Source organism: Streptomyces sp. NPDC059398 (genome assembly GCF_042751845.1).
GTDB lineage: Bacteria > Actinomycetota > Actinomycetes > Streptomycetales > Streptomycetaceae > Streptomyces.
Genome location: NZ_JBHYWP010000067.1, coordinates 2,546 through 29,542 on the forward strand (window position 1 = coordinate 2,546; position 26,997 = coordinate 29,542).

The window sequence follows — 26,997 nt, forward strand, 5'->3', positions numbered from 1 at the left end:
CGCGGCGCGCGCGGCCCCGCAGCCCGCCGCGGCCCCCCGCGGTCTAGCCCCGATCGGGGGGGCGCGGCGCGGGCGCCCGGGGGTTCGGGGCGGGGTTCGGGGCTGCCGGCCCGGTCGCCGAGCGGCCGGCCTGCCCGGTCAGGGCGCGGCGTTCTCAGTGACCGGCCTCTCGTCGGACGCGGGGCGGGGCGCCGTGGCAGGCGCCCGCAGCAGAGTGGCGGCGAGGAGGAGAGCGACGGCGACGAGGCCCGAGCCGGTACGGAAGGCGAGCTGGTAACCGCCCGTCAGCGCCGAGGCCGTGCTCGCACCGTCGCCCAGCATGGCATCCGTACGCGAGGCGGCGAGCGTGCTGAGGACGGCGAGGCCGAAGGCGCTGCCGATCTGCTGCATGGTGTTGAACATGCCGGATGCGACCCCCGAGTCCTGGGGCGTGGCCGCCGACATCGCAAGGGTGGCCAGCGCCGGCATCGCGAGACCGAAGCCGACGCCGAGCGGCAGCAGTGCGGGCAGGACGTCCACGACGTAGCTCCCGCCTGCCGGTGCGCGGCCGAGCAGGGCGAGACCCGCAACGATGAGCGAGAGTCCCGGAAGAAGTACGGCACGGGGGCCGAAGCGCGAGATCAGCTTGGGCGAGAGGCGGAGGGACAGCACGCCGATCGCGACCGAGACCGGGAAGACTCCCAGGCCGGTGCGTATCCCGTCGAGGCCGAGCACCTTCTGCAGGTAGAGCACGCACAGGAATTGGAAGCTGAACATCCCGGCCACCATGAGGGCCTGGATGCCCATCGCCCCCGAGACGTTGCGCGAGCGGAAGACGCGGAGCGGCAGGAGCGGGTGGGACGCCTTCGCCTGCTGTGCGACGAAGGCCAGGAACAGGGCGAGTGCCCCGGCGCCGAAGCTCAGCGTACGTAGGGAAGTCCAGCCGTGACCGGTGGTCCCGACGATCGTGCAGATGCCGAGCATCAGCGCGGACGTGGCCAGGAGCGCGCCCGGGAAGTCGGTCCCCTTGTCGAGGCCGACGCCGTACTCGGAAGCGAGCAGGCGTCCGGCCAGCAGCGCGGCCACGATGCCGATCGGTACGTTGACGAAGAAGATCCAGTGCCAGCCGACGGTCTGTGTCAGCGCGCCGCCGGCGAGGAGGCCCAAGGAGCCGCCGGCGGACTGGACGAAGCTGTAGACGCCGATGGCCTTGGCCCGCTCCTTCGGCTGCGGGAAGAGGGTCACGACCATGCCGAGCGTGACAGCGGAGGCCACCGCGCCGCCGATGCCCTGGAGGAACCGGGAGGCGAGCAGCATCGCCGGGCCCTGGGACACACCGCACAGCAGCGAGGCAGCCGTGAAGACGCCCAGACCGGTGATGAAGACGCGCTTGCGTCCGATGAGGTCGCCGAGCCGTCCGGAGAGCAGCAGCAGGCCGCCGAAGGGGACCAGATACGCGTTGACCACCCAGGCCAGCCCCGACGGGGAGAAGCCGAGGTCCCGCTGGACGGAGGGCAGCGCCACGCTCACGACGGTCCCGTCGAGGATGACCATCAACTGGCCTGCGCAGAGTACGGCCAGGGCCGGCCAGGGCGATGTCTGTGCTGACGCGTCGGTTCTCCGCACGGGGATCCCTTCCTTTGGTGCACGACTTGTTACAGCAGTCACCCTCTGTAACCATGGCGTGCGGCGGAAGGAGGCACTTTTATGTCACGCAGTCACACCGATGTGTCCGACCAGGTCAGCAACGAGACGTGCCCGCTCACCGAGGTCCTCGACCGCGTCGCGGGCAAATGGAGCATCGGGATCCTCGTCGCCGCCGCGCACGGCCCCGTACGGTTCACCGAGCTGGAACGCACCATCACCGGCATCAGCCGACGCATGCTCACCTTGAATCTGCGCAAGCTGGAACGTGACGGCCTGCTCATCAGGACCGTCTACCCCACCGTCCCGCCCAAGGTGGAGTACAGCCTCACGCCCATGGCCCGCGAACTCCACGCAAGCCTCACCGGGCTCGTCGGCTGGGCGGAACGCCACCGGGCCGACATCACCGCCGCCCGCGCCACCTACGACGCCGCCTCCGCACCCGCTCTCTGACGCCTGCCGAATGAGCGCCGGCAGAACACCCCGCCGTCCCGCGAAACGGCTCCGACCGTGCGGCGGGGGGCGATACTGATAGCAAGCGCGGCAGTCGCCCCGCCGCCGGACCTGGCCCCGGACAGGACGTGGCCGCCCACACCGACGCGGACGCCGACGCCGACAGCAGCGACACGCCGCGCTGCCGAAGCCTCCGAGGGGAGCCATTCATGACCACGGCGAAAGACCTGTTCCTCACCGCCATGGACTCGAAGCGTCCCGTGGGACAGGGCGACCTGTCGCTCGCTCTCGCGGGAGCCGAGCTGATCGACCTCATCGATACGGAGGCGGTCGCCGTGGACGGCGACCGCATCGTGCCGGGCGGGCCCCCACTGCCGACCGACCGGCTCATGGACGAGGCCGCGGCAGAGCTCACCCGGCAGGCGCCCTACGAGCGGATCGAGGACTGGCTGTGGCGCCGGGGCAGCGACCTCTCGGCCGCGTACCAGGCCGCCCTGGAGGAGGACGGCGAGCTGACGCCGAAGCGGAGCGGCCGGTTGTCCTTCGGCTCCGAACGCATGGAACCGGCCGACACCCCCGCGCGCCGCCACGCGGCCGACCGCTGGAAGGAGCAGGACCCCGTGCTGGCCGCTCTCGCCTCGGTCGTGGGCATCGAAGGCGAACGGTCCGACGACGAGCCCGGCCTCGGTGACGCGGCGGTCACGACGGTGGTGGCCATTGTCCATGACGCGGTGATGGAACTGGAGGCCGTACGCCAGCGGCGGTCCATCGAGAAGGCGGCCTTCGCCAACGTCTGGCGCGGACCGTGAGCGGAGGCAGGCGCTGAGGCAGACGCTCACCCGTCCGGGACTTCACGGCGTACCGGACGCTGCCTCGGCCGCGTTGACCACAGGGCCGGTCAGGTGGTGGCCAGCAGCAGGTCCTCTCCGCTCGACGGGCGGAGGCCGTCGGTGCGATCGGCGAAGTAGCGCGGGGCGAGCGAAGCTCCCGACACATGGTGGGCGTCCTCGAAACCGGCTTCGTGGGCCAGCGCCAGCATTTCCTGCGGGGTGTAGAAGCTGATGAACGGCGTTCCGGACGCCTGTGCGCCTTCCTTGCTCGCCCGGAGGCCGGAGCGATCGGTCTCGTCAACAAGGTCGGTGGCCAGCAGGAAGGTCATGGCGAGCGTCGAGCCGGGGGCGACCGCGGCGATCTGCCGCAGGGTGGCCGCGGTGGCATCCTTCGTGAGGTACATGGTGACGCCGGTGGAGACGATGACCGCCGGTCGGCCGGGGTCGAAGCCAACAGCGGCCAGCTGCTTCAGCCAGTCCTCGTTCGCCTCGAAGTCGACCGGCACCAGGTGCAGCCAGTCCGGGATGCCGTAACCGAGTTCGACCAGGCGGCGGCGCTTCCATGCCTGCGGGCCGGGCTGGTCGACCTCGAAGACCCGCAGGCCCGCGAGGGACTCCGGCTTGCGCTGGGCGAAGGTGTCCAGGCCGGCCCCCAGGATGACGTACTGGGTGACGCCTGCGCGGGCCTGCTCGGCGATCAGATCCTCGATGAAGCGAGCACGTGCCACGATGGCCGCCCGGAACGCCCTGGTGGCATGGGGGTCCATGTCCGGGCGGTCGCGCCAGTCGTCGCCCGGATCTGCCAGCCGCAGACCGATCTCGTCCTCGATCACGTGCGGGGGCGGGTCGACCTGGACATGCATGGCGCGCCAGAGGGCGGTCCGTACGGCGGTACTGTCCGGCACCCCGCTGCCGTCCGCCGGCCCGGTCTGCGCGTCTGTCATGGTGTCCCCTTTCGTCGCGTTACGTCGCCGTCAGTTCTCGACGGGAGCCTGGAGGCTCCACAGGCGCCCGTCGGGATCGCGGACAGTCATCTCCCTGGTCCCGAAATGGGTCTCCTCGAACGGCGTGACCACCTCGACGACGGGATCGGGACGGAACGCGTCCGCGTCCGGCACCTTCAGCACGATCCGCGTCTCGGGTTCCCGGTCCTCGGGGACCTCGGCGATGAAGACGTACGGCCCGTCGCCGTTGCGGAGCTGCCCGGAGTTGTGGTCCGTCGCGAACTCCAGCTCGTAACCCAGCTCCTGGAAGAATTTCGCCGCCTTGCCCCAGTTGTGGGTCGTCAGGAACACGGCCTCGATTCCTTCGGTCGGCATGTCAGGTCTCCTCATCAGTCGATTGCCGCCTCTGCCCCTCGGCATCGTCGAGGTAGGCCCGCATCGCGTCCGCGACCAACGCGGACAGTGACGTGCCGGACTCGATGGCGCGGTACTTGATCTGCTTGATCAGCCCGACGGGCAGGTACACGTTGAACTGTTTGACTTCCTCATCACCCACAAAGGCGATGCTAGCATACTAGCAAGCTAACCTCCGGCTCGGCCCGATTGACGGCCCGTCAGTTGGCTCCGGCGGTGAGTTCGCCGAAGAGCCTGTTCGCCGCGGACGAGGTGAACCGGCGCCGGAGTTCGGCGCGGGCGACCTGCTTGCGGAAATCGCCCTCGTGGCCCGTGAAGCCGGCGTTGTGCGTCATGTCGGTGATCCAGGTCGCGAACGCCTGGTAGTTCCAGATGTGGGGCAGACAGGTCTCCGAACAGCCGTCGAGGAGGCTTCGGTCCCCGTCCTTGATCCGGCGGATGACGGCGCGGGCGAAGACCTCGGTGTCGTGCAGGGCGAGGTGAATGCCCTTGGCGCTCATCGGCGGGACGATGTGGGCGGCGTCTCCCAGGAGGTAGAGCCTGCCGTGGCTCATCGGGTCGAAGACCACGCTGCGCAGCGGCACTGTCCGCTTGTCGATGATCTCGCCCCTCGTCACGGCCGTACCGAAGCGGGCTTCCAGTTCGCTCCAGACGCGCCCGTCCGGCCACTGCCCGGGGGTGTCGTCGACCACGCACTGAAGGTAGATGCGGCTGGCGTGCGCGCCGCGGGGGATCATGCCGGCGAGGCCACGTGAGTGGATCGCCATCCCGGAAGGGCCGGCCGGGACCGCGGCCAGGACGCTGAGCCAGGAGTAGCCGTACGTAGATGCGGCGTACCGCTCCCACTCTGGAACGGCCTGATGCCCGCGCTCCACCGGTGTCTGGACAGCCGGTACCGGAAAGCCGCCAACCTCGCGGAGCGGGTGCCCGGCCCATGGCGATGGCAGGCCGGTGACTACCGACGGCTGCGCAGATCCGCCTGATAGCGGCCGGGCGTCTCACCGACGACTTCGGTGAACGCGTCGATGAAGCTGGAGGGGTTGGACCAGCCGCACGCCACCGCGGTCTCGGTGACCAGTTCACCGGCGGCCCTCAGCAGTGGGAGGCGGACCCGGCCTCCGCGGCAATGGGAGTCACACCCCGGCCCCCTCGGCCGGTGGGAGGCGCACCCCAGCCTCCTCCCACCACCGAAGGGACCGGGGCACACCGTCAACCGCAGACCGTCAACTGCCCGACGTGGCCAGCCACTCGCCGATCCGCCCCGGGTAGTCCGTCGTCACGGCGTCCGCGCCGATCGCGACCCAGCGAAGCAGCTGGGCGCGTTCCGCGGTGGGCCAGGCGTCCACCTGGATGCCTCCCTCGTGGCAGCGGTCCACGAGGTCACGGGTGAGCTCGGGCTTCAGCTCCGGGCACACCCAGGTGGCCTTGAGGTCCAGGGCTTCCTTGATCATTTCGTCACCGGGGTGGTGGGTGATCAGGCCCCGGGGGACGTGCGGCAGCCACCGGGCGGCCTCTTCCACGGCGGCCTTGCTGAAGGAGGTCAGCACCACCGACCCGGGCAGCGGGGTGCGGCGCTCCCGCTCGGCGAGCGCCTCCACCGCCTCCAGGGCCTTGATCTCGATCTGGACGACGTCTCCGCAGACCTCCATGGCCTCGTCGAAGGTGGGTATACGCTCCCCCTTCCCCGCATCCAGCGCCTGGAGACCGGCCAGTGTGAAGTCGGCGACCAGGCCGGTGCCGTTGGTCGTACGGTCCACGGACTTGTCGTGGATGACGACGAGGTGGCCGTCGGAGGTGAGGCGGATGTCGAGTTCGATGCCGTCGGCGCCGAGAGCGAGAGCCCGCCGGAAGGACCGCAGGGTGTTCTCCGGCTCCTCGGCCCGCGCTCCGCGGTGTGCGTACACCACGGGACGCCTCACGGGGTGGTTCACAGGTGCTCCTCAATCATGGGTCCGTAACGGTCGACGCCCTTGCGCAGCTGGTCGGCGACCTCCGCGAAGGCCTGCTGTGCGGGGGTGTTCGCCGACCATATGCGCTGCAGGGCGGTGTAGATACGCACATTCGCGTTCGGGATCATCATGCGTACCTGGTCGCCGGGGCGCGTGAGGTCCAGCTGCCTGACGGCCGTGGCGAAGTTCGGGTCGTCCTTCATCAATTGGGCGAGAGTGGGCTCCTTGACCGCCGCGGGCACCACCGGCAGGTAGCCGGTCTCGACGGCCCACTGCGCGGCGTTCTCGGGGCGGGCCAGGAAGCGTACGAACTGGGCAGCGGCCTCCTTGCGTTCGCGTGGCACGCGCTTGAAGATGCCGAGGCCGCCACCACCTGTGTTGACCGCGAACTTCTCCTTCTTCGGCAGGAAGCCGGTGCCCAGCTCCCAGCCGGCCGCCTTCGCCATCTCGTTGATCTTCTTCAGAGCGCCGGTGGAGGTCACCAGCGTGGCGATCAGCTGGTTGCCCATGTCGGCGGTGGGCTCGGTCGCCATGTAGGCGATCCTGTCCTTGAAGACCAGCTTGCGCTGCCACTCGCCCGCCGCCACCGCTCCACCCTCGTCGACGGTGACGTCCAGGCCCCTGGAGTACGCACCGCCCCACTGCCAGGCGCTGCACTGGAACTGCCAGTCCCCGTCGACCGGTTGGTACGCCTCCAGGGCCACCCGCTTGCCGCCCACGCTCTGCCGGGTGATGTGGTGCGACCAGTCGTAGAGCTCGTCGTAGCTCTCCGGGGGGCGTACCGGTACGCCCGCCTTCCTGAAGAGGGTCTTGTTGTAGTAGAAGAGCGGCGTGGAGCGGGCCAGCGGCAGCCACCAGGTGTGCCCCTTGCGGACGCCCTCGCTGAGCAGCCTCGGGTTGTAGGTACGCTCCAGCTCACCCCGTGCGAAGTAGCTGTCCCAGGGCTCCAGGGCGTCACCGAAGTAGAACTTGTACCACTTCACGTCGGAGAGCACGCACAGGTCCGGGGCCTGGGCGCCGAGGAGGCTGATGACCGCCTTCTGGGCGCACTCGTCGTAGGTGCCCTGGAACTGCACCTCCACATAGACGTCCCGCTGCTCGCGGTTGAAGGCGTCGACGAGCTTCTGCAGGGCCGGGCCCACCGGATCGGCGAACGTCGACCAGAGCACCACCCTGGTGCGCCCCCGGTACGCGTGGGGCACCGAACCGCCCGGCTGCGCGACCGTCCCCGTGGTCTGGCCACAGGCGCTCAGCGCGGCGGCCAGCCCCAGCCCCGCGCCTGCCCCGAGCACCCTGCGCCGGCCGGGCACGGGGCCCGCGGGCTTCCGCGGCGAGATCCGCGTCATTTTCCGGCTCCCTGGGTCAGTCCCGCGATGATGTAGCGCTGGGCGAGGAAGAACACGACGAGGACCGGCACGATCACCATGACGGCGCCGGCGAGGATCGCGCCCCAGTTGGCGAAGGTCTCGGTGTTCTTGAGGAAGAGCAGACCGATCGGCAGGGTCCGCATGTCCGCACTGCTGGTGACGATCAGCGGCCAGATGAAGTCGTTCCACTTGCCGACCAGGACGACCAGGGCGACGGTGATCACCATGGGCCGCGACATCGGCAGCACCACCCGGAAGAGGATGCGCAGATGCCCCGCCCCGTCGACCTTGGCCGCGTCCGTCACTTCCTGAGGCAGCGTCAGCATGTGCTGGCGCAGCAGGAAGGTGCCGAAGACCGAGCCGAGGCCAGGCGCTATCAGCCCCGCATAGGAGTTGACCCAGCCGAGCTGAGCGATGGTCAGGAAGTTCGGCAGCAGGGTGACATGGCCGGGCACCATCATCGCGCCCAGCAGGAAGAGGAAAAGGACCTTCTTGCCGGGGAACGGCAGGAAGACGAAGGCGTACGCACACAGCAGCGCGGCGGCCAGCTCGATCACGGTGCCGGTCACGGACACGATCAGTGAGTTGAGGAAGAACCGGCCGAACGGTGCGGCGCTCCAGGCGTCGGAGAAGTTGGACCAGCGCAGGTCCGTCGGGATCCAGTGCGGGGGGTAGCTGTAGATCTGCGGGTTGGTCTTCAGCGCCGATGAGATCAGCCAGTACAGCGGACCGCCCGCGATAAAGGCGACCAGGACGAGCAAGGCGTACAGGCCGAAGCGACGGGCGCGGGCGCGGCGGGGCCCTGAGCGGCTGCCCATGGCGTCCGGGTGGGTGCCCGGGCAGGCGTCCGGCAGGGAGTCGGCGACGGTCACTGGTAGTGCACCTTTCGCTGGAGGAAGCGCGCCTGGAATCCAGTGATCAGCACCAGCACCACGAACATGATCATCGCGGCGGCCGATGCCCGGCCCGCGTCGAAGGTACGGAAGCCCTGGTCGTAGATGAACCAGCTGAGGATCGAAGTGGAGGTGCCGGGCCCGCCGCCGGTCATCACCGCGATCACATCGAACGCCTGGAAGGTGCTGATGGTGCAGGTCACCAACAGGAAGAAGGTGACGGGCGAGAGCAGCGGCAGGATGATACGGCGCAGCCGCGTCCACGCTCCCGCGCCGTCCAGGGCCGCCGCCTCGAACACGTCCCTGGGCAGGCCCTGCAGACCGGCGAGGTAGACCACGGCGACGAAGCCGGTGTTCTTCCAGAGGTAGACCAGGACGAGGCCGGGCAGCGCCCACTTGGAGTCGGTCATCATCGACGGCGCTGTCATGCCGAGGGGGGCGAGCAAGGGGCGTATCAGCCCGTAGTTGGGATCGAAGACGAACAGCCACAGGGTGCCGACGGCGGCTCCGGAGAGCACGTACGGGGCGAAGGCCAGCGTCCGTACGATGTCCCGCCCGCGCAGCCGCTGATTGAGCAACAGGGCGGTGGCCAGGCCGAGTACCAGTCCGCCGACGACGATTCCGACGACGAACAGCACGGTCGTCCACAGACTGGCGCGGAAGTCGGGGTCGGCGAAGAGCGACGCGTAGTTGTCCAGGCCGATCATGTGCCACGACGAGGAAACCATGTCCCAGTCGGTGAGGCTCAGATAGGCGTTGTAGATCACCGGCCAGTAGGCGAAGACCAGCAGGAAGAAGAAGTTCGGGGCGGCGAAGGCGGCGAACAGCAGATACTCGCGCCGCCGACGCCGCGCGCGGATCCGGTGCCCTGCCTCCCCGGCAGTCGCCGGACCTGGCGGAGCGGCTCTGCCGTCCTGCATCAAGTCGGTCGTCAAGACAGCGTTGTCCTTCCGGTGACCGACACTGCACCCCCGGCTGGACGCGGTGTCGGCCCCAGGAATACCAACAAAGTGAACGAGAAGAGAACACCGCTGCGTGTTACGAATTGGCAGCCGGGGCCCTGGGCAACTCCCCTGCACTCTCCGCGATTTCCGGCTTGACCTGGTGTTTTCCTGGGCATCAGGGGGGCGGTGGCCGTCTCACATCTGTCGTGTGATGTCGGCCTGGGCGGCGTTGGCCGGGGGCGGAGCGGTGTACCGGGCCCGTACTGTTCGTCATCCCAGCCAGGTCAGAAAGCGCATGCGTTCCTCGCCGCATCCTCCGGGCCCCGAGGAGTGCCCTGCACTCCGCGGGCTGTAGCTCGATCCGTATGGCTCGGAGGAGAGAGAGCACTGGGTCTGCACGGGGAACAGGGCGTAGAGACAGAAAGCGGTCACCACGAGAAGGGCCAGGCCCCAGGCTGCCCTGCGGCGGATGACGGGGAGGACCATGCCTCGATCATACGGAGCCTGGCGCTGGGTCACTTTTCACGACCGTACGCGGCAACTGCCCGGCGGCCTCCCTACGACGGGCAGGCGCCATCCGTCACCCCGGTGTCCCAGCCCTTGCCCGGCTTCCCGCCGCCGCCCCGCCGCCGGTCGGTCACCCGGATCTCGACCGGGCCCCGTCCTGTTGGCGCGGCCTCGGTCGGCGGGGCCGGGAGGGCGGGGCCGGTTGTCGCGGACTGGCCTCCCTGGCTCTGGGTCAGGCGGTGGGCCCGTGCGGCCGTGCAGGCCAGTTGTTGCAGGGCCGGGTCGGTGAGCCGGGCGGTGCCGGCGGGGAACCGGATGACGACCGTGTCGGCGTTGCGGCCGTTCTCGACCGTGATGCGGGACGGGTGTTTCACCGGGGGCAGGGCTGTGGTCAGCTCGTCGGACTCCCCAGTCGTCGGCCCGTCGGCCAGTTGCCGTACGGCGTAGGAGACCGGGTCGGTGCCGGACGACGGCGGGCGGGGCACCGCGACCAGATGCCCGGTATCGGTTGCCTCGGGTGGCGGTGCCGCTCCCGCGACGCCCGGGACTGCGGCGCCCGTCCGGCCGGGCCTGCCCGGGGGCGAGCTCTCCGGGGAGCCGTTCTCCGGGGTCAGGGACACCTGCGGGTCCCTGGCGAAGAAGTAGACCGCCGCCGCCGGCAACATACCGGTCGCCGGCCTGCCCACCTCGATCACCTCCGACGGAGGGACCCCGCACCCCGTCAGGCCGACCGCGAGCGCCACCAGCACCGGTCCGGCCGCCGCACTCCACCGCAGTGGCGCCCGGCCGCCACCTCGTGCCTGGGGTTCCGTACGTACGGCAGCCCGGCCGCCATCTCGCGCCTGCCGTCCCCCACGTACGGCACCCCGGCCGCCATCCATAGCGTCACTCACGCGGGTCCCCCTCCGTCATCCTGCCCGGCATCCACAGCCGGGGCCGGAGCGGGCCCCACCGGAAGGACGACGGTGAGGACCGCGCCGCCGCCCGGACGGTTGGCCGCACGCACCCGTCCGCCGTGCAGATGGACGTTCTCCGCCGTGATGGCGAGCCCCAGGCCGCTGCTCTCGCTGCGGGCCCGCGCCGAACTGGCCTTGTAGAAACGGTCGAAGACATGGGGCAGCGCCGTCCGGTCGATCCCGGGGCCGTGGTCGGCCACCTCGATCACCACCCACCTTCCGGGTCCGAACGCGTACTGCTCGTCCGCTCCGTCCGCCCTGCCCGCTCCGACTGTGCCAACTTCCCCTTCCGTACCGTCCGTCCGGGCCTGGCCGACGGGCCGGTCCTGCCGTCCGGTGCTTCTGACCCGTTTGATACGCCCCGGCAGCGCGGCGTTCTCCAGCCATCCGGCACGGTCCGCGTCCTGTACCGCCGCCGTCCCTCCCTCCACCGGGCGCAGCGTGAGCGTCACCGGACGGCGGCCGTGCCGCAGCGCGTTGCCGACCAGATTGGCCACCACCACATCGAGACGGCGCGGATCGACCCGCGCCCGCACGCCGCTCGTCAGGTCCGTGTCCACTTCCCCGAGCCAGCCACGCGCCGCGAGGGTCTGCCGCAGGGACTCCGCGAGGTCGATGTCGTCGGGATGGAGTTCCGCCGCTCCGGCGTCGAAGCGGGAGATCTCCATCAGATCGTCCACCAGCCGGGTCAGCCGTACGGTCTCCTCGGTGATGAGCCGCACGGCGTCCCCGGTGTCGCCCTCCAGGTGCGGGGCCTCGTCGGCGAGCACATCGGTGACGGCGGTCATCGCGGCCAGCGGGGTGCGCAGTTCGTGCGAGACGTCGGCGGCGAAACGGCGGGCCCGGTCCTCCATCCGGCGCAGTTCCGCGACGGATTCCTCCAGCGCGGCAGCGGTGTCGTTGAACGCCCTTGAGAGGTCGGCGAGTTCGTCGGATCCCTGGACGGTGAGGCGGGTGTCCAGGCGTCCCGTGGCCATCCGGCGGGTCGCTCCACGCAGCGCCCGTACCGGCCGCAGTACACCCCGTGCGAGGAGCAGCGCCAGCAGGACGGCGAGCACCAGGGCGGGCACCGTGGCGTGCTCGACCGCGGTGACCAGCGCGTTGACATAGGTCTGTTCGATGCGCTGCGGCACCACGAGATAGAGGGAGAGTCCGGAGAGCGTGCGGTAGCTGTAGGCGCTGTCGGCGTAGGTGACCGGGAGCCCGACGACGAGTACCGACTGCCCGTTCACCCGTACCCGCTGGAAGACGGCCACCGCACGGGTGGTGACGGACTTCCGCAGCGACGCGGTCAGTTCACCGTAACCGGACGACGGGGCGGAGGCCGCGGTGAGCCCGCGGTAGGTGGCCAGGACCTGCCATCCGTCCATCCGGTGGTCCTTCGCGAGCCGTGTCACCAGGGCGTCGAGATCGCCCTGGTCCGGGGTCGGGGACAGCGCGGGGGCCAGGGTGTCGACGCTCTGCCGGAACTGGTTGACCACGGAGTCCTGGCTCTGCTGGAGAACACCGGTGCGCGCCTCCCGGAAGGTCAGGGCGCCGGTGCCCAGGGCGCTCACGGTGGCGACCAGGACGAAGGAGAGCACCAGCCGGACCCGGAGGCCGCTCAGGGGCCGCCGGGCGGCGGCCAGTGGTATCACCGGTCGTCGTTCCTCTCCGACGCCGAACGGAAGCGGTAGCCGAAGCCGCGCACCGTCTCGATCCACTGGGGCCCTGTGCGCGACTCGCCCAGCTTGGAGCGGAGCCGTTTGACGCAGGCGTCGACCAGGCGGATGTCGCCGTGGTAGCTGTGCTCCCAGACCGCTTCGAGGAGTTGCTGCCGGCTGAACACCTGGCCGGGTGAGCCGGAGAGGGTGAGCAGCAGGCGCAGTTCGGAGGGGGCGAGGACGACCGGAGTGCCGTGCCGGGTGACGACCAGCCCGGCCCGGTCTATGGCCAGCGAACCGTGCGACTCGACGGGCGGCCTGTCGCCCGCCGGTACGGGGGCGTCGGCGCGGCGCAGCACCGCGCGTATGCGTGCGTCGAGGACCCGGGCCCGTACCGGTTTGACCACATAGTCGTCCGCGCCCGCCTCAAGGCCCACCACCACATCCACATCGTCACCCTTGGCGGTCACGATGATGATCGGCAGCTGCTCGCTCTCCCGCACCCGGCGGCACACGTCGAGGCCCGCCATCCCCGGCAGCATCAGGTCGAGCACCAGGACTTCGGGCCGGAAGGAAACCATCCGGCGCAGCCCTTCCTCGCCGGTCACCGCGGTGCGGACCTCGTGGCCCTGACGCCTCAACCCCAGGTCGACGGCTCTGCGGACAGAGTCGTCGTCTTCGATGAGCAGCACGCGGGACATGTCCCCAGTATGGTGCGCCGACTTCGCTGCCGGGGTGGGTGGTGGGGCTGTGGGCGGCAGCTGTGACGGAATGGTCTCAACCGCCGCGCCGGTACTGCCCGCAGAGCACCAGGCACACGATCGTACGACAATCTAACTTTTGTTACGCCTCTGTTACCCCTTGCGCAACATCCCATCATGTGGGTTTCCCAGCCTGGGACCACCTCGCTCCTCCGGGGCACTGTCATCAGCCCCGGCTCCCCGGCCACCGACAAGGGAACCCCTCGCCGCACCATGCGCCACGCCAAGAAGCCATCCCCCCGACGTCCCTCAGGGACCGGCCCGTCCGCGAGCGCGGACAGCCCGTCCACCCACCGCGCCCACCGGCCCCCCACCCACAAGGGGAAGTGGTTCGGCCTGCTGGCGCTGGGCGGCGTGACCACGCTGACCCTGGTGGTGGTGTACGGGAGTGGTGGCCCGGCGCGGTCGGCCACCGAGCCGGGTGACGGGGCCAGGAAGTACGACGCCTCACCGCTGCCGGAGGACACGCCTTCGGCGCAGCGGACTCCGTCGAAACCGGCTGCTCCGCCCAAGCCGTCCCTCACTCCCACCGCGTCCACGTCGCACCCCGTTCCGCAGAGCGGGACCGGGGTGTTCACCACCGCTGCGGCCTCCGGTGGCGCGGTCGGCAAGGGCGACATCCGGCGGTACAAGGTGGAGGTGGAGGGCGGCTCGGGTGTCTCCGCGAAGAGCGCGGCCGGGGAGATCGACGGCATCCTCGGCGATCCGCGCGGCTGGACGGCCGACGGCCACGACGGGTTCCAGCTGGTGTCATCGGGGCCGTACGACTTCGAGGTGAAGATAGCGACGCCGGACACGGTGGACCGGATCTGCGGTGCGGCCGGGCTGCACACCCACGGCGAGGTGAACTGCGACGTCGGCGACCAGGTCATCGTGAACCTCAAGCGCTGGAAGAAGGGCTCGCCCCAGTTCCCCGGGTCCCTGCACGACTACCGGGCCCTGATCATCAACCACGAGGTCGGCCACCGCATCGGCCACGGCCATGAGACCTGCCCGGGGCCCGGCCTCCCCGCCCCGGCGATGATGCAGCAGATCGACGGGCTGCACGGCTGCCGGGCCAACGCCTGGCCGTACGACAGCCACGGGAAGTACCTCGGGGGACCGCACGTGTCCTGAGCCGGGGCCCTTCCCCCTGGGTCAACGGGTGCGCTGCAGATGGGCGGCGAGCTGCAGGAAGGCCGGGACGAGCGGGGCGGCGGGCACGGCCGGGGACATGACCTGGGAGCCGTAGTGGACGATGACGGTCTCCAGCCGCGGTGAGACGAAGAGTCGCTGGCCGTGGATGCCGCTGGCCATGAACGAACCGTCGCCGTCGTTCAGGATCCACCACAGGTCGTGGTACGAGAGGTTGGCGGGAGCGCTCGGCGGCGCGGCGGGGAAACGGACGTGCCTGGCGTAGCCGTCGGGGGCGTCCGCGATCGTGGCGGCCACGGCTTCGGGGACGACCTGCCGCCCACCCGTGGCGCCTCCGCAGCGAACCATCTCTCCCAGCCGGGCCACATCGCGGGCCGTGGCGCTGAAGCCGCCGCAGGCCGCTTCGGTGCCTTCGCCGTCGAGCACGTAGTAGGCGTCCTCGTCGGCGCCGAGGCGGGACCAGATCATGTCGCTGAGCAGAGCCGATGTGGTGACCCCGGTGACCCGGCGGAGGATCTCGGCGAGGGCTTCGACATTGCCGTTCTCATAGCGGAACTCGGTGCCCGGGGCAGCGGTGGCGCGCGCGGTGGCCAGATGCTCACGGATGCTGGCCGGGCCGCTGTAGCCGTAGGGGCGCAAGGGCGGGGCGATGACGGCGAAGTAGCGCTGGGCCTCGATCGGTTTGTCGAAGGGGCGCCCGCCGTAGGAGACCTGCGTGCCCATGTGCAGCAGATGGTCGACCGTGCTGTCGCCGAAGGCCGTACCGGCGAATTCGGGGACATAGGTGGTGGCCGGTGCCGCGCGGTCCAGTACCCCCTGATGGGCCAGCACGGCCGCCACCAGGCCCAGATACGACTTCGCCGCCGAGGCGTTGAAGTGGGGTTCGTGGGGCCGCAGACCGTGCGGATAGGTCTCATGGACGAGAGTCCCCCGGTGCATGACCAGGAAGGCATCGGTCTGGGCGGCCTCGAAGAGCTGCGCGAGCGTCATGGCGGCGCCGTCGGGGGTTGTGACGGTGAACTCGTCGAGACCTGCCGTACCTGCCGTATCCACCGGGAGGCTGCGGGCTGCGTCCGGCCCACGCCAGACGCGTCGGCTCGGCAGCAACTCGCGTTCCGATGTGGTGTACCGGCGCACCCAGGCCGGGTCGGTGTAGCCGCGGGACCAGTGCAGGTTCATGAGTGGTGTGTCGGTCATCTGGACCCCTCGATATTGGCGAACTGTTCGACCTTAAACATACAACCCGTTCAGAATCGTACGCCAGACCCACCCGCTACGAACTCGATCGGACAGCGATCTGACATCGATCCGACAGTGGCGATGTGCACATCCGGGGCTCCTCACGGCGGAGCCATTGACCAGAACCGGTCAGCCAGCTACTTTGCCGGACAGTTCAATCGCTAATAGACGAGTTGTTCAGTTGCCCTGCATGCCACGCCCGCCCCCACGGGCGCGACCGGCGCTCCCGGCTCCCCCGGGGATCCCGGCTCCCCCGCTGCAGAGCCCTCCGCCTGTTCTTCCTGAACCGCAGGAGTTGAGTCCATGTCCCCCCGGCCGTCACCGCAGTCGTCACCGCAGCTGGCTCCCGATGTCCCCGACGACCCGGAGCCGGTGTTCGACCGGCGTCGCGCCTGGCTCATCACCGCGCTGATCGTGACGTACATGATCGTCAACTTCGCGGACAAGTCGGTCCTCGGCCTGGCGGCCGGCCCGATCATGGAAGAGCTGGACATCAGCCACAGCACCTACGGGCTGATCTCCAGCTCCTACTCGCTCCTGTTCAGCCTCTCCGGGGTCGTGGTCGGCGTCCTAGCCTCCCGGATCTCCAGCCGGGTCCTGCTGTTCGTGATGTGCCTGCTGTGGGCGGCGGCCCAACTGCCGGTCCTGATCGTGACGGCCGTACCGGCCCTGATCGCCGGACGGGTGCTGCTCGGCGCCGCCGAGGGACCGGCCACGCCCATGTCGATGCACGTCCTCTACACGTGGTTCCCGGTCGGGCGCCGCGGTCTGCCCTCGGCCCTGCAGATCAGCGGCGCCGCGCTGGGCACCCTGATAGCGGCGCCCGTGGTGACCTGGCTGATCACCGACTTCGGGTGGCGGTCCGCGTTCGCCGCGCTGGCGGTGGTGAGCCTGCTGTGGAGCGGGGTGTGGTGGTGCGTCGGGCGCGACGGGCCGTACGACCGCCCGGCGGCGCGGTCGCGTTCGGGGGCCTCCGGACAACAGCCCCGAGTCCCTTACCGACGGCTCCTGCTGTGCGGCACGGTGGCCGGGAGCGTGGCGAGCGCGTTCGGGGCCTCGTGGGCGATGGCGCTGAGCCAGGCATGGCTGCCCTCGTACCTCAGGACCGAGCTGTCGCTGAGCCCCGGGGCTTCGGCCTCCGTGCTCAGCGCCGTATCCGCTCTCAGTTTCCTGCTGCTGCTCGCACTGTCCCCCGTCGTCGACCGGCTGACCCGGCGGGGGGTGTCGCTGCGCTGGACGAGCGGGGCGCCCCAGGGGCTGGCGGTGGCGTGCGCCGGCGTGGCGATGGCGCTGATCCCGGTCGCGGGTGCGTCATCGGTCCGACTGGCCCTGATCGCCGTCGCGTTCGGGGCGCACTCGGTCGCCTTCCCGCTCCACTACATGACGGCCGCGGCGGTGACGCCCGCACCTCAGCGGGCAGCGTTGTTCGGCATCGTGGCGGCGACGGGGACGCTCCCGGGTCTGCTGGCGCCCTCCCTGACCGGCCGGATCCTGGACATGGCGCCATCCCCGGACGCGGGCTATGCCCAGTCGTTCGCCCTGGCGGCGGTGGTCATGACCGTCTGCGGGCTGGTCGCCGTCTGCTGCATCCACCCGGCGCGGGACGCCGCGCGCCTGGGAACAGCCGTTCAGTGACCGGGGGCGATTCCCTTACGAGCAGGGTCAGTTCACGTGCGCGGCCGGGAAACCGCTGGCCCAGTAGCGGCCGTGCAGGGCCAGGTCCAGGAGCATGCGTACGACTTCCTCGGCCGGCATGGGCGGGGTGTCCTGCTCGGCCCACCAGCGCAGGACGGCGACCTGCTCCCCCACCCAGACCCGGGCCAGGAGGTCGGCGTCGATGCGGGGCTGGACGTTGTTGCGTTCGGCTCGGGCCTTGAACTCCCTGGCGGTGGCCTCGGCGCAGGAGTCCACGAACATCTGCAGCGGCCTGCCGTCCCCCTCCCCGCGCAGCACCGCACGGTACGCGTCCCGCTCCTCGCTGACGTGACGCACCATCTCCAGCAGGGGCTTCCCGGTGAAGCCGACCGCGCTCTCGGAGACCACCGGCTCCAGGCGCTGCGTGAGCTGCTCCAGCAGATCGGCGGTCACGCGCGCGAACAGGTCGTCCTTGCCCTTGAAGTGCGCGTAGAAGGTGGCGCGCGCGACATCGGCCCGCTCGGTGATGTCCTCGACGGTGAGCGCGCCGAAGCCGCGCTCCAGCACCAGCTCCACCAGTGCCCCGCCGAGAGCCCGGCGGGTACGCCTGGTGCGCCTGTCCTCGGCCATGCGGATCCCCTTCGCCTTCTCCCGATGCCCCTTGCCGTGCTGCGCCCACAGTCTAGAGGGCTCTTGACAGCCCACACGTTACTGAACAAGCTGTCTGGAAACATTCTGGTTGTATTCAATCAGTCACAGCGTCAACAGGAGACCGCTGATGAACCTCGGCACCTACCTCACCCGCAGCGCCCGGTACTGGCCCGACGCGACCGCACTGGTCTGCGGGGAGCGCTCCCTCACCTACACGGAGCTGGACACCAGGAGCGACCGCCTCGCCGCTGCCCTGCTCGCCCGTGGACTGCGGCCCGGCGACGCGGTCGCCTCCCTCGCCTGGAACCGGGACGAACTGGTGGAGATCGAATTCGCCCTGTACAAAGCGGGTTTGGTGCGTGCGCCGGTCAACGCCCGGCTGGGGCGCACCGAGATCGAGCACATCCTGCGCTATGCGCCCGTGCGCGTACTTGTATGCGACGAGGCCCACCGGCAGGATGCGCTCGCCGCCATCGCGACGGCCGGCACCGGTTGCCTCCCCGTGTTCCTCGACACCGCACCGGGCCCCGCCGCCGACGCACCCCCCGGCCACGAGGCACTGCTGTACGAGACACTGCTCCACGAGGCACCACCGGCCGGGGCTACGGACGCACCCGCCCTCCCCGTCGATGTCGGCGAGGACGCCCCCTGCGTCCTGAACTTCACCTCCGGCTCCACCGGCGCACTCAAGGCGGCGGTGCAGACCTTCGGCAACCGGCTGGCGAACATGCGCAAGCTGCTGATGAGCCAGGAGTCCAGGCCGGAGCCCGGCTCGCGCTATCTCGCCTGCGGCCCGATCACCCACGCCACCGGTATGACCCTGCTGGCCAATGTCTTCGCCGGGGCCACCACCCATGTGCTGCCCGCCTGGAGCCCCGGGGCGTTCCTGGACGCGGTGGAGAAGGAGCGCATCACCACGACCTTCCTGGTGCCGGCCATGGTGAACATGGTGCTCGCCCACCCGGGCGCGGCCGGACGGGACCTGTCCAGTCTCACCAGTGTGCGCGTCGGCGGCGCCCCCATCTCACCGCAACGCCTCAGGGACGCCGTGGAGTTCTTCGGCCCGGTGGTGGCCCAGGGGTACGGGCTCGGCGAGACCACCAGCGTGGTGGCGGCCCTGAGCAGCCAGGAGATCGCCCACGCCGTCAGCGACGACCCGGAACTGCTGCAGTCCTGCGGTCGTGCGGTGTACGACACCGAACTCCGTGTCGTCGACGGGAGCGGGCGCCCGGTGCCGTCCCGCGAGGTCGGCGAACTCATCGTCCGGGGCCCCGACTGCGTACGCGAGTACTGGCAGGAGCCCCGGCTGAGCGCCGAGACGTTCCGCGACGGCTGGGTGTACACCGGGGATCTGGCCTGGATGCGCGAGGACGGCTATGTGTTCCTCGTCGACCGCAAGAAGGACATGATCATCTCCGGTGGGTTCAACATCTACTGCACCGAGGTCGAGGCCGCCCTCTACGAGCACCCCGGCGTCCAGGAGGTCTGCGTCGTCGGAGTCCCGGACGAGAAGTGGGGGGAGGCGGTCAAGGCCGTCATCGTGCCGCGCCCGGGTCACACCCTGACGGCCGACGGGCTCGCCGCCTTCTGCGTCGCCCGCCTCGACCGCTTCAAGAAGCCCCGGAGCGTCGACTTCGTGGACGAACTGCCGCACAACCGCAACGGGAAGCTCGACCGCAAGGCCGTACGTGAACCGTTCTGGGCCGACGCCGCGCGCCGCGTGAACTGAGCCGCGCACCCCGTCCCGTCCCTCCGCGGGCCGGCGGCCACCCGCCCAGCCCCGCAACCCGTTCAGTCCCGCCATCCTCCACACCCCCAGGACGCCCGATGACCTTCTCCTTGCGCCCCGTCCACACCGACCCCAGGACCGCATCCCTGGTCGACCGGCTCCGCAGCTATCTCGACGGCGAACTGGCCGACTACGAAAGGGAACGCGGCATCACCCACGAGTCCCGGCTCACCCGGGCCGATCTGGAGCCCGTCTGGGAGCGCAGCCGCGAACTGGGCTTCTACGGCATCCACCTGCCCGAGCAGTACGGCGGCCAGAACCTCACCTACACGGCGCTGGCCGCCCTCAAGGAGGAAGTCGGCGCCGCCGGACGCGTCCTGGGCCACAGCGTGCTGGGCGACATGGGCGGCCCGCTGCGCGCGGGCGACATCCTGCGGCACGCCACCCCCCACCAGCTGGACACGTATCTGCTCCCTCTCGTACGCGGCGAACGCGCCTGCTGCTTCTCCCTCACCGAGACCGATGCCGGATCCGATGTGCGCTCGATGCGTACCACCGCCGTCCGTGACGGCGACGGTTACCGTCTCACCGGCCACAAGGTGTTCAGCTCCGCCGGTCCGTTCGCGGACTTCGCCATCGTCGTCGCACGGATGGCGGGCACCGGCGAGGGAGAGGGCGAGAAGCCCGCCTTCTCCGCCTTCCTCGTCGATCTCGACAGCCCCGGCTGCCGGGTGGCCGACGGGGCCACCCCCATGTCGGGCGAGCACATCGAGAGCGACATCGTCCTGGACGACTGCTTCGTCCCCGCCAGGAACCTGCTGGGCGAAGAGGGCGGCGGTATGCGTATCGCGCTCGGCCGTGTGACCACCAACCGGCTCCTGCACTGCCCTACGGTCATCGGCGCCACCCGCCGTGCCCTCGCCCTCACACTCGACCGCACCCGTACCCGCAAGGTCGCGGGCGGACAGCCCCTGCTCACGCTGCAGTCCATCCAGCACAAGGTCGCCGATATGGCCACCGAGCTCTACGCCGCCCGTTCCATGACCTACACCGCGCTCGCCGCCCTGGACCGCGGCGACGACGTCCGCACCGAGGCGTTCATGTGCAAACTGTTCGTCGCCGAGTCCGCCTTCCGCATTCTCGACGAGGCCGTCCAGATCCACGGCAAGGAGGGCCTCACCCGAGGCAACGAGATCGAGTTCCTCTTCCGCAAGATCCGCATGTTCCGCATCCTCACCGGCACCTCGGAGATCCAGCGCAACGGGATAGCCCACGGCCTCGCGTTCACGGACTGACCCACGGGTCCGTCAGGTCCACTTCCCCACCTCCCCGCCTCCTCCCCTCCCTGGCCCCGCCCGCCAGCAGGAACAGGTATCCGATGGCCACTTCCCGTAGTACGGAGCCCACTTGAGTACGGAGCCCACTTGGTCGGCCCTGTCCGGCATCCGCGTCCTCGATCTTTCCCGGCTCCTGCCGGGCCCGTACGCCACCTCACTCCTCGCCGACCTGGGCGCAGACGTCATCAAGGTCGAGGACCCCGGCTCCGGCGATCCTCTGCGTACCTCGCCCGCCCTCTTCGATGCCCTCAACCGCAACAAGCGCTCGGTCACCCTCGACCTGCGCACCCCGGCGGGCCGCAGCGCGTTCCTCGGTCTGGTGCGTACGGCCGACGCCGTCGTGGAGAGCTTCCGCCCGGGTGTTCTGGACGCCATGGATCTGGGCTACGCCACCCTGCGGGCCGCCAGCCCGCGCCTCGTCCTGTGTTCTCTCAGCGGCTACGGCCAGACCGGCCCGTACGCCCACCGGCCCGGCCACGAACTCAACTTCCTCGGGCTCTCCGGATTCTTCGGCGTACCCGGGCGCCTGGACGGCCACATCACCCGCCCCGGCGTCCGGGTCGGCGACATGGCAGGCGCCCTGCACGCGGCGCTCGCGCTCACCGCCGCACTCGGCCCCGGCCACGAGGGACAGCACATCGATGTGGCCCTGAGCGAATCCATCGCCGCCTGGTGCTCACTGTTCGCGCTGCCGCTGCGCGGCCTCGCCGACCCGCTCGAAGCCGGCCTGGTCCAGGGTGACAACGACGTCTTCACCACCGGCGACGGACGCCTCCTGTCGCTGGCGACGTTCGAGGACAAGTTCTGGTACCGCTTCCGCACCGGGCTGGCCGACGACTTCCCCGAGCTGGACACCACCGCCTACGACCGGCGCGCCGACCGCACCACGGCCCGCAGGCAGGTCGGCGACCTCCTGCACGGCGTGTTCCGGGCGCGCGACCACGCCTGGTGGGAGGAGCGCCTGACCGGGCTCGACGTCCCCTGGGCCCCGGTGGTGGCCACCCCGGAGGAACTCCTCGCCGACCCGCACACCATCGCGCGCCGGCTCTTCGCCACCCCGCAGGACCGCGGCGGCGGCCCGCAGGCCCGCTTCCCCGTCGTCTTCGGGGCGGGCCTGGACACCTTCCGCCGCCCCGCACCCGCCCTCGGCCAGGACAACGGGGAACTGCTCGGCCGGGCCGACCCGCGAGGTCACGACCGCTGACCAGCGTCAGTCCGTAGCGTCAGTCCGTACGGAACAGCGGCCTCAGGGAGTGTCGGTCGACACCAGGTACACCCGCTTGCCACGCGGGAAGGTCCGGTCCACCGTGATGTCGACGGTGGGCAGCGGCTTCTTGCGGGTGACGGTCGTGCCCGCCCAGTCGCGGGTGTCGGGGAACTTCCAGCCGACGATCTTCGCGTTCCGCGGGCTGACGCTGACCTTCCCGTCCTTGAGCGCCGCGCTGCTGGTGCCCGCCTCCTTGAGGAAGGCGTCGAGACCGGCCTGGGTGGTGGTGAACCGGACGTACAGCCGACTGACCTTCCAGTTGCTGGTCTGGTAGTACCAGACGCCCACCGCGTTCTCCGGGATCGGTACGTTGAACGTACGGCGCTGCACCTTGGACGGCCAGTGGTGCACCAGTCCGGTCGCCATGGCCTCCTTCTCGTTGGCCCGGCCGCTGTCGCGGCTCTGCCCGGCGGAGATGACCAGATAGCCGGCCGGGATACCGATGAGAAGCACGATGATCACCGCGGTGAGCCAGCGGCGGCGGATCATGTGCCGGTGGTCCTCCGGCGACCGCTCACCGCCCCCGGGGGGCGAGGTCTGCTGCGGCACGGGCGTCGTCATTACGGGGATCCCTGGGTGGTGCGGGTGGTACGGGCGGCCTGTGCGTACCGCTCGTAGCGCTCCACACGGCGGCGGTTCGCCCTGCGGAACCGCCGGGCGATCAGCCTGGAGAGGTCGGCCGCCCCGACCATACCTGCCTCCGGGCCGAGCTGCGCCTTCGCGATCCGGGCCTCGGGGCGGTAACCGCGGCCCGTCAGCTGGCGCCGGAAGGCGTCCCGCGCGGGCCCGATCAGGAGGTCGTCGGCGGCGCTGACGCCCCCGCCGACGACGAAGCAGGACGGGTCGAGAGCGGCGGCGAGATTGGCGATTCCGACGCCGAGCCACTGCCCGATGTCCTGGAACAGCTCGACGCACATCGCGTCGCCCTCACGGGCCAGTTCGGTGATGAGCGGGCCTGTGATGTCGGGGATGTTGCCCTTGACGCGGTCGATGATGCTGTACGCCACCGGGGAGTCGGCCGCGGCCATCTCCTTGGCCTCGCGGACGAGTGCGTTGCCCGAGCTGTACTGCTCCCAGCAGCCGCGGTTCCCGCAGGGGCAGCGGTGGCCTCCGGGGACGACCTGCATATGACCGAATTCACCCGCGACGCCGTACTTGCCGCGCTTGACCTGACCGTCCTCCAGGATGGCCCCGCCGATGCCGGTACCGAGCGTGATCATCACCAGATGGTCCTCGCCCCGGCCCGCGCCGAAGCGCCACTCGGCCCAGGCGGCGGTGTTGGCGTCGTTGTCGACCATGACGGGGACGGCGAGCCTGCCCTGGAGCGCGTCGCGCAGCGGCTCGTCCCGCCAGGCGAGGTGCGGGGCGAAGAGGACCCTGGAGCGGTCGGCGTCGACCCAGCCGGCCGCTCCGATGCCGACGGCGTGCACATCGTGACGGTCGGAGAGGTCGAGGACCAGCTCCACGATGGTGTCCTCGACGACTTTGGCGCTCTTGGACTTGTCGGGCGTCTCGGTCTTGATCTTCTCCAGGATGACGCCGTCGGCGTCGACGACGCCCGCCATCACCTTCGTACCGCCGATGTCGATGCCGACGGTCGGGACGCGGGGCGCTGTGAGGTGCGAGCGCCGCTCGCGGGTCCCGACGGTCCGCAGGACCGTGGCGCGGGCGGAGCCGCGGTGCGCGAAGTCACGGTACGTACTCATCGGACAGATGATGCCACCCGAATCCTCAGGAGGCGTCCCCGGCGGGGTTTCCGCCCGTCTTGTCGGAGTCGGATGCGGTGCTGCCGGGTCCGTCGTCCGGGCCGGGTCCGTCCGGGCCGGGTCCGTCCGGGCCCGGCTGCGGCGGGCCGGGCTCGCCGGGGCGCGGTGCCCGCTGGAGCTCGTGGCTCAGCTCCTCCAGCTCGCTGCCGCCCGCCATCTGCCGGGTCAGCTCGTCCAGGGTGATCCGGTCCTTGCTGTGGCTGCCGAACATCGCGCCCCGCTTCAGCAGGACGAAGCGGTCTCCGACCAGATAGGCGTGGTGCGGGTTGTGCGTGATGAGGACCACGCCGAGCCCCGCGTCCCGGGCGGCGGCGACGTACTTCAGCACCACCCCGGACTGCTTCACACCGAGCGCGGCGGTGGGCTCGTCCAGGACCAGCACCCTGGCCCCGAAGTGGACGGCGCGGGCGATCGCCACGCACTGCCGCTCACCGCCGGAGAGGGTGCCGATGGGCTGGTCGACATCGCGCAGGTCGATACCCATGCGCGCCAGCGCGGAGCGGGTCGTCTCACGCATCAGCCGGACGTCGAGGCGTTTGAGCGGGCCCGCGCCCTTCACCGGCTCCGAACCGAGGAAGAAGTTCCGCCAGACCGGCATGAGCGGGACGACGGCGAGGTCCTGGTAGACGGTGGCGATGCCCCGGTCGAGCGCCTCGCGCGGTTTGCCGAGACTCGTCTCCTCGCCCTCGATCAGGAAGCGTCCCGCGTCGTGTCGGTGCAGCCCGGAGATGATCTTGATGAGGGTGGACTTGCCCGCGCCGTTGTCCCCGAGCACACAGGAGATCTCGCCCGCGTGCACGACGAGGGAGACCTCTTCGAGCGCCTTGATGTTCCCGTAGAACTTGCTGACGCGGTCGAGTTCCACCAGGGGTGCCCGCTCCGGCTCCCCCGGCGTGATCTGCTCCGTCATCGAGACGCCTCCGCTCGCTTGCGCACCCAGGCATTGAGCAGGGCGGCCAGGAGCAGCATGGCTCCCAGGAAGAACTTGAACCAGTCCGGGTTCCACTCCGCGTACACGATGCCCTTGCTGGTCATGCCGAAGATGAAGGCACCGACCGCGGAGCCGATCGCCGAACCGTAGCCGCCGGTGATCAGACAGCCGCCGATGACCGCCGCGATGATGTACGTCAGCTCGTTGCCGACCCCTTCGCCCGACTGCACCACGTCATAGCTGAAGAGCAGGTGCTGACCGGAGATCCAGGCCGCGAAGGCCACACCCATGTAGAGCCCGATCCGGGTCCTGACGACCGGGACGCCGACCGCGCGGGCCGCGTCGTCGTTGCCGCCGACCGCGAAGATCCAGTTCCCGGCGCGGGTGCGCAGCAGCACCCAGGTCGCCACGGCGATCAGCGCGGCCCACCACAGGAGGGTGACCTTGAGGTCGACGTTGCCGATGCTGAGCTGGGAGGCGAAGACCTTCTTCGCCGAGGGGAAGCCCTCCATGTCGCCGATGGACTTCGTCGACACGGTGCCGCTGATCAGCTTGGTGAAGCCGAGGTTGAGCCCGGTCAGCATCAGGAAGGTGCCCAGCGTGATGATGAAGCTGGGGAGCCTGGTGCGGGTCAGCATGAAGCCGTTGAAGGCGCCGATGGCGAGCGTGACGAGCAGCGATACCCCGACGCCGACCCAGACGTTCGCGGTCATCTGGTAGCTGAACATCGAGGAGACCAGCGCCGAGCTGGTCACCATCACCCCGGCCGACAGGTCGAACTCGCCGCCGATCATCAGCAGCGCCACCGGTACGGCCATGATGCCCAGGGTCGACGCCGCGTACAGCACGGTGGAGAGGCTGGAGGGCCGCAGGAAGCTGTCGGCGACGAAGGAGAAGAAGACGAAGACGGCGACGGCGCCCACCACCGAGCCCAGCTCGGGGCGGTTGAGCAGCCGGCGCAGCAGTGAGGGCCGCAGCAGCCGCTCGTCGGGCGCCCGGGTGGCGGTGCTCATCGGGTCCCCCGCTGCGTGTAGGCGGCGAGCGTGCCCGCGTCCTTCTTGGTGATGACCTGGGGGCCGGTGAGGACCGGGCGGCCGCCGCCGAGGACGTTGCGGTTGTACTTGTAGAGCCAGAGCAGGTCGACCGCCTCGTACCCCTGGAGGTACGGCTGCTGGTCGACGGCGAAGCCGAGGGTGCCCTTCTGAAGGGCGGAGGCGACCTTGGCGTTCAGGTCGAAGGTGTCGATCTCGGCCTTGCTGCCCGCGGTGTCCTTGGCCTGGACGGCGGCGTCGGCGAAGGGCGCGCCGAGGGTGACGACCGAGTCGATGGAGTGGTCGGCCTGGAGCTTGGCCTCGATGGAGGACTGGACGTCGGGCATGTTGGTGCCGTCGACGTACAGGTTCTCCATGGTGCCGTGGAAGTTCTTCTTGGCACCTGCGCAGCGCTGCTCATGGCCGACGTTGCCCTGCTCGTGCAGGATGCAGAGCGCCTTCTTGCGTCCGCGCTTGTTGAGTTCGTCGCCGACGGCCTGGCCGGCGATCGTCTCGTCCTGGCCGATATGGGTGAGCGCGCCGAACTGCTTGGACTCCTCGGAGCCGGAGTTCACCGTGATCACCGGGATGCCGGCCTTCTCGGCCTTCTGCACGACGGCCTTCATCGAGTCGGGCTTGGCAAGGGTGACGATCAGCCCGTCGACCTTCTGGTCGATGGCGGTCTGCACCAGCTGGGCCTGCTGCTGGCCCTCCTCGCTGTGCGAGTAGAGGAAGGTGATGTTGTCCTTGGCCGCCGCCTGCTTGGAGCCCTTCTGGACGATGTCCCAGAAGGTGTCGCCGTCTCCCGAGTGGGTGACCATCGCGAACTTCCAGCGGGGGGTGTTCACCGCCGCCTTTCCGACGGCCGCGGCCCGCGATGCGCGCTCCTCGGCCCGCTTGCCCCCGGTGCTGCTGCATCCCGCCAGGGAGAGCCCCAGCGCCAGCGCCAGCGCCCCGCTGACCCAGCTTCGTACCCTTGCCACGACGTGATGC

27 protein-coding genes and 1 pseudogene are annotated in these 26,997 nt (G+C 70.1%); 7 read left to right on the plus strand and 21 right to left on the minus strand.

What is annotated here, in order from left to right:
* Positions 1-138: 138 nt before the first annotated feature.
* A complete protein-coding gene (locus ACFXBC_RS22580; protein ID WP_385027204.1) occupies positions 139-1,605 on the minus strand; it encodes an MFS transporter in 1,467 nt (488 codons plus the stop codon).
* 81 nt (positions 1,606-1,686) lie between these two features.
* Between ACFXBC_RS22580 and ACFXBC_RS22585 the strand changes: the two genes are divergently transcribed.
* Together ACFXBC_RS22585 and ACFXBC_RS22590 are read left to right on the plus strand one after the other, a co-directional pair.
* The gene (locus ACFXBC_RS22585) at positions 1,687-2,076 is read left to right on the plus strand and encodes a winged helix-turn-helix transcriptional regulator (protein WP_385027207.1); all 390 of its coding nucleotides are present in this window, start codon (positions 1,687-1,689) and stop codon (positions 2,074-2,076) included.
* Between the two features lie 209 nt (positions 2,077-2,285).
* Positions 2,286-2,885 carry a GPP34 family phosphoprotein gene (locus ACFXBC_RS22590; RefSeq protein WP_385027210.1) on the plus strand — a complete coding sequence of 200 codons (600 nt, stop codon included), beginning with the start codon at positions 2,286-2,288 and terminating at the stop codon, positions 2,883-2,885.
* 89 nt (positions 2,886-2,974) lie between these two features.
* Here the strand turns inward: ACFXBC_RS22590 and ACFXBC_RS22595 are convergent, their stop codons facing one another.
* The 13 genes and pseudogenes from ACFXBC_RS22595 to ACFXBC_RS22655 form a co-directional block, all read right to left on the minus strand.
* Positions 2,975-3,850, minus strand: a complete 876-nt coding sequence (locus tag ACFXBC_RS22595) for a class I SAM-dependent methyltransferase (protein WP_385027213.1) — start codon at positions 3,848-3,850, stop codon at positions 2,975-2,977.
* A 30-nt stretch (positions 3,851-3,880) separates the two neighbouring features.
* Entirely contained in the window at positions 3,881-4,225 is a 345-nt protein-coding gene (locus ACFXBC_RS22600; protein WP_385027216.1) for a VOC family protein, read from the minus strand.
* Position 4,226: 1 nt separating this feature from the next.
* Positions 4,227-4,406: a CopG family transcriptional regulator gene (locus ACFXBC_RS22605; protein ID WP_385027219.1), complete on the minus strand. Its 180-nt coding sequence runs from the start codon at positions 4,404-4,406 to the stop codon at positions 4,227-4,229.
* A gap of 58 nt (positions 4,407-4,464) precedes the next feature.
* Positions 4,465-5,085, minus strand: a pseudogene (locus ACFXBC_RS22610) (FAD-dependent monooxygenase); the annotation flags it as partial.
* Positions 5,086-5,219: 134 nt separating this feature from the next.
* Positions 5,220-5,471 carry a helix-turn-helix domain-containing protein gene (locus tag ACFXBC_RS22615; RefSeq protein ID WP_385027322.1) on the minus strand — a complete coding sequence of 84 codons (252 nt, stop codon included), beginning with the start codon at positions 5,469-5,471 and terminating at the stop codon, positions 5,220-5,222.
* A 16-nt stretch (positions 5,472-5,487) separates the two neighbouring features.
* Complete coding sequence (locus tag ACFXBC_RS22620) at positions 5,488-6,195, minus strand: glycerophosphodiester phosphodiesterase (RefSeq protein WP_385027222.1); 708 nt, start codon at positions 6,193-6,195, stop codon at positions 5,488-5,490.
* A complete protein-coding gene (locus ACFXBC_RS22625; protein ID WP_385027225.1) occupies positions 6,192-7,559 on the minus strand; it encodes an ABC transporter substrate-binding protein in 1,368 nt (455 codons plus the stop codon). The genes ACFXBC_RS22620 and ACFXBC_RS22625 overlap by 4 nt, the downstream gene beginning before the upstream one ends.
* A complete protein-coding gene (locus ACFXBC_RS22630; RefSeq protein ID WP_385027228.1) occupies positions 7,556-8,452 on the minus strand; it encodes a carbohydrate ABC transporter permease in 897 nt (298 codons plus the stop codon). Before ACFXBC_RS22630 ends, ACFXBC_RS22625 begins: the two co-directional genes overlap by 4 nt.
* Positions 8,449-9,408, minus strand: a complete 960-nt coding sequence (locus ACFXBC_RS22635) for a carbohydrate ABC transporter permease (protein ID WP_385027231.1) — start codon at positions 9,406-9,408, stop codon at positions 8,449-8,451. The genes ACFXBC_RS22630 and ACFXBC_RS22635 overlap by 4 nt, the downstream gene beginning before the upstream one ends.
* 566 nt (positions 9,409-9,974) lie before the next feature.
* Positions 9,975-10,610 (minus strand): hypothetical protein, encoded by a 636-nt coding sequence (locus tag ACFXBC_RS22640; protein WP_385027234.1) that lies wholly within the window; start codon positions 10,608-10,610, stop codon positions 9,975-9,977.
* A gap of 35 nt (positions 10,611-10,645) precedes the next feature.
* On the minus strand, positions 10,646-10,813 hold the full coding sequence (locus ACFXBC_RS22645; protein ID WP_385027237.1) for a hypothetical protein: 168 nt from the start codon (positions 10,811-10,813) through the stop codon (positions 10,646-10,648).
* A complete protein-coding gene (locus tag ACFXBC_RS22650; RefSeq protein WP_385027325.1) occupies positions 10,814-12,514 on the minus strand; it encodes a sensor histidine kinase in 1,701 nt (566 codons plus the stop codon).
* Positions 12,514-13,224, minus strand: a complete 711-nt coding sequence (locus tag ACFXBC_RS22655) for a response regulator (protein ID WP_385027240.1) — start codon at positions 13,222-13,224, stop codon at positions 12,514-12,516. Before ACFXBC_RS22655 ends, ACFXBC_RS22650 begins: the two co-directional genes overlap by 1 nt.
* Positions 13,225-13,497: 273 nt before the next feature.
* Between ACFXBC_RS22655 and ACFXBC_RS22660 the strand changes: the two genes are divergently transcribed.
* A complete protein-coding gene (locus tag ACFXBC_RS22660; RefSeq protein ID WP_385027328.1) occupies positions 13,498-14,400 on the plus strand; it encodes a DUF3152 domain-containing protein in 903 nt (300 codons plus the stop codon).
* 21 nt (positions 14,401-14,421) lie between these two features.
* On the opposite strand, the gene ACFXBC_RS22665 is transcribed toward ACFXBC_RS22660, so the two are convergent.
* Positions 14,422-15,615, minus strand: coding sequence for a serine hydrolase domain-containing protein (locus tag ACFXBC_RS22665; protein WP_385027243.1), 1,194 nt, complete (start codon positions 15,613-15,615; stop codon positions 14,422-14,424).
* Between the two features lie 345 nt (positions 15,616-15,960).
* Here ACFXBC_RS22665 and ACFXBC_RS22670 point away from each other — a divergent pair, with 345 nt between their 5' ends.
* Entirely contained in the window at positions 15,961-17,292 is a 1,332-nt protein-coding gene (locus tag ACFXBC_RS22670; RefSeq protein WP_385027246.1) for an MFS transporter, read from the plus strand.
* A gap of 27 nt (positions 17,293-17,319) precedes the next feature.
* On the opposite strand, the gene ACFXBC_RS22675 is transcribed toward ACFXBC_RS22670, so the two are convergent.
* Positions 17,320-17,922 carry a TetR/AcrR family transcriptional regulator gene (locus tag ACFXBC_RS22675; protein WP_385027249.1) on the minus strand — a complete coding sequence of 201 codons (603 nt, stop codon included), beginning with the start codon at positions 17,920-17,922 and terminating at the stop codon, positions 17,320-17,322.
* Between the two features lie 148 nt (positions 17,923-18,070).
* Here ACFXBC_RS22675 and ACFXBC_RS22680 point away from each other — a divergent pair, with 148 nt between their 5' ends.
* The 3 genes from ACFXBC_RS22680 to ACFXBC_RS22690 all read left to right on the plus strand — a co-directional run bounded on the left by ACFXBC_RS22680 (position 18,071) and on the right by ACFXBC_RS22690 (position 22,213).
* Complete coding sequence (locus ACFXBC_RS22680; protein ID WP_385027252.1) at positions 18,071-19,672, plus strand: AMP-binding protein; 1,602 nt, start codon at positions 18,071-18,073, stop codon at positions 19,670-19,672.
* 98 nt (positions 19,673-19,770) lie between these two features.
* Entirely contained in the window at positions 19,771-20,967 is a 1,197-nt protein-coding gene (locus ACFXBC_RS22685) for an acyl-CoA dehydrogenase family protein (protein WP_385027255.1), read from the plus strand.
* A 112-nt stretch (positions 20,968-21,079) separates the two neighbouring features.
* Entirely contained in the window at positions 21,080-22,213 is a 1,134-nt protein-coding gene (locus tag ACFXBC_RS22690; protein ID WP_385027258.1) for a CaiB/BaiF CoA transferase family protein, read from the plus strand.
* Between the two features lie 42 nt (positions 22,214-22,255).
* Here ACFXBC_RS22690 and ACFXBC_RS22695 read toward each other — a convergent pair whose 3' ends face one another.
* Genes ACFXBC_RS22695 through ACFXBC_RS22715 form a run of 5 tightly spaced genes read right to left on the minus strand, consistent with a single transcriptional unit; the run spans position 22,256 to position 26,987 of the window.
* Positions 22,256-22,837: a hypothetical protein gene (locus ACFXBC_RS22695; protein ID WP_385027261.1), complete on the minus strand. Its 582-nt coding sequence runs from the start codon at positions 22,835-22,837 to the stop codon at positions 22,256-22,258.
* On the minus strand, positions 22,837-23,982 hold the full coding sequence (locus ACFXBC_RS22700; protein WP_385027264.1) for an ROK family glucokinase: 1,146 nt from the start codon (positions 23,980-23,982) through the stop codon (positions 22,837-22,839). Before ACFXBC_RS22700 ends, ACFXBC_RS22695 begins: the two co-directional genes overlap by 1 nt.
* 25 nt (positions 23,983-24,007) lie before the next feature.
* On the minus strand, positions 24,008-24,952 hold the full coding sequence (locus tag ACFXBC_RS22705; protein ID WP_385027267.1) for an ATP-binding cassette domain-containing protein: 945 nt from the start codon (positions 24,950-24,952) through the stop codon (positions 24,008-24,010).
* The gene (locus tag ACFXBC_RS22710) at positions 24,949-25,986 is read right to left on the minus strand and encodes an ABC transporter permease (RefSeq protein ID WP_385027270.1); all 1,038 of its coding nucleotides are present in this window, start codon (positions 25,984-25,986) and stop codon (positions 24,949-24,951) included. Before ACFXBC_RS22710 ends, ACFXBC_RS22705 begins: the two co-directional genes overlap by 4 nt.
* Positions 25,983-26,987, minus strand: coding sequence for a sugar ABC transporter substrate-binding protein (locus tag ACFXBC_RS22715; protein WP_385027273.1), 1,005 nt, complete (start codon positions 26,985-26,987; stop codon positions 25,983-25,985). The genes ACFXBC_RS22710 and ACFXBC_RS22715 overlap by 4 nt, the downstream gene beginning before the upstream one ends.
* Between the last annotated feature and the right edge of the window lie 10 nt (positions 26,988-26,997).